Source organism: Algoriphagus sp. (assembly GCF_024642405.1).
Classification (GTDB): domain Bacteria; phylum Bacteroidota; class Bacteroidia; order Cytophagales; family Cyclobacteriaceae; genus Algoriphagus.
The window spans coordinates 1-2,183 of record NZ_JAHEBC010000416.1 but is presented as its reverse complement, the minus strand read 5'-3'; the positions used below and the strand labels follow the sequence as shown (position 1 = coordinate 2,183).

The window sequence follows — 2,183 nt, the reverse complement described above, 5'->3', positions numbered from 1 at the left end:
CTGGGTGGGTTTCTGGACTTGAATTTGTCGGAGAGTTTAATACATTATCTGCCAAAGATGCCCTCGAAATATTAAAAAGTTACCCTTCCATAACCTGGGTAGAACATACTAGAATAGACGATTTGGTTTCATTAAAATCTGCTGGATTTAATCCCATCTATAAAAAGGATCTTGCGGAAGTAAGACATATGGAAGAAGATGTTGCCTCAATTTTGAAAAAAGAAGGAATCCTTTTCCATATTACTTCAAATGACGATCCATTAACAGAAAATGATAAGGAAGTCATTTCCAAACTAACCGAATCTTGCGAAGTGATATTAGGTGCGGGCTTATCTCCTGACAATGTTCTCAGTTTAATAGATTCATTGAATTTAAAAGGAATAGTCCTTGAGGGTGGAAAAGAAATAAAACCAGGCTTAAAAGACTTTGATGAATTAGCTGATATATTGGAGGTATTGGAAATTGAAGAATAAAATCTAGCCCGAACTTTCGGGCTTTTTTCATTCAAATAAATCTGAAAGTTTATAAGGACTTTCAGGACCGGTGAAAAATGATCCATCAATAAATCGAAAGTCAACTCCTATATCATCTAATTCTATTAAATCTTTTTGATCCAGTTTAACATTTATAGATTCAAGATTCTCTTTTATCCTTCCTTTATTTACCGATTTTGGGATTACTGCGATATCTCTAGCAACTGACCAGGCAATTAAAACTTGCCCTTCACTTATTCCATGTTTTTTGGCAATAAGTTTTATTAAAGGATTTTTTAATAATACAGGATCGTTTTTATGAGATTCATTTCTTGAATCAGGAGAACCCAAAGGTGAATATGCTGTCATCAGAATCCCATTTTCCCTACAAAATTGAACTAAGCTCTTTTGAGGTAAAAACGGATGCATTTCAACTTGATTCATTTCAGGCAATTGCCCTCCGATACTCATAATTTCCCGGAGCTTTGTTTGATTAAAATTTGAAACTCCAATATGCTTAGCCAAACCCTTAGATTTAATTGCTTGCATGCTTTCCCAAGTTTGGGTTAAAGGCACCTCTAAATATGTGTAGAATTCATCTCGTGTTTTTGCAAAACCTATCCCTCTTTTAAAGGCAATTGGCCAATGAACCAAATATAAATCCACATATTCTAAGCCTAAATCTTCCAATGATTTTTCCAAAGCAGGTCCGACATCTTCATATTTATGAGAATTGTTCCAGAGCTTTGAAGTCACGAATAAATCTTCACGATTTACGAGTCCTTTCTTAATTGCTTCTGCTATTCCTTCACCTACTTCTTTTTCATTTTGGTAAATTGAAGCGCAGTCAATATGGCGATATCCAGTTTCGATCGCCCAAAAAACAGCCTGTTTCACTATTCCTGGCTCACTTTTCCAAGTACCTAGTCCAATGATTGGTAATTGATCTCCATTCTTAAAAATTAAATTTTTCATGATATTTGATGAGAGTGAAAAGCTCCCGATTATAGATTAAAATAATAAGTTGATGTTTTAATTAACGTAGATAATACATCTACTTGTTAAACATAAAAAAAACCTCACTGTTTGTAAGGTTTATTATTTTTATTGGGCTTTTTCAAAAGCTAATGTTGTAGTATAGTATTTCACAATCATATTTGGCACTTCCCAATCTGGCATTTCGCCTTGCTTAAAGAACTTCAAATAGTTTTCAGTGACTTGGGCAAAATGTGCTTCATGTCCAACGGAATAGGAGTCCGGAACCTCTATTTTGAATTCTCCATTACTCAATTTTGAAAGACTGATTCCTGGGTAATTTTCCTGAAGAGCTGTATTTATAGAGTTTTTTAATTCTTCTTCCTGACCATCCAACAACTTTACATATAAAACAGGTTTGTATTTCTCCTCCTCTCCTTGCCGGATAATTAGGTTAGCTTTTGTTCCACGCATGATGCTATAATGAGTATCTGCCGTACCTTCAGGCGCTTGAAAAGCCCATTTCACAGAAACTTTGGCGTGAATACCTTTCAAAGTATAATTCATTTCACCATTCGCTAAAACATCCAATGATTCTCCTTTTTCAAAAGGAGGAGTTTTTCCAGTTACCAATTGATATTGATCATAACCTAAAGAAGTCGGAAGTAATTCTGCTTTTAACATCTCCACATCACTAGTATCCAGCACTTCGCCAGGGAAGGATTCCCATTGAAC

At 34.9% G+C, this 2,183-nt stretch carries 3 protein-coding genes; 1 reads left to right on the top strand and 2 read right to left on the bottom strand.

The features are described 5' to 3' along the window. The coding region (locus Q0L68_RS18655) for a phosphoribosylanthranilate isomerase (protein ID WP_296705764.1) at positions 1-473 on the top strand (473 nt) is incomplete at its 5' end. A 27-nt stretch (positions 474-500) separates the two neighbouring features. Here Q0L68_RS18655 and Q0L68_RS18650 read toward each other — a convergent pair. Together Q0L68_RS18650 and Q0L68_RS18645 are read right to left on the bottom strand one after the other, a co-directional pair. Further along, on the bottom strand, positions 501-1,448 hold the full coding sequence (locus Q0L68_RS18650; protein WP_296705763.1) for an aldo/keto reductase: 948 nt from the start codon (positions 1,446-1,448) through the stop codon (positions 501-503). Positions 1,449-1,577: 129 nt separating this feature from the next. Further along, positions 1,578-2,183, bottom strand: a 606-nt coding sequence (locus Q0L68_RS18645; RefSeq protein ID WP_296705762.1) for a putative oxidoreductase C-terminal domain-containing protein, incomplete at its 5' end; no start/stop codon positions are given.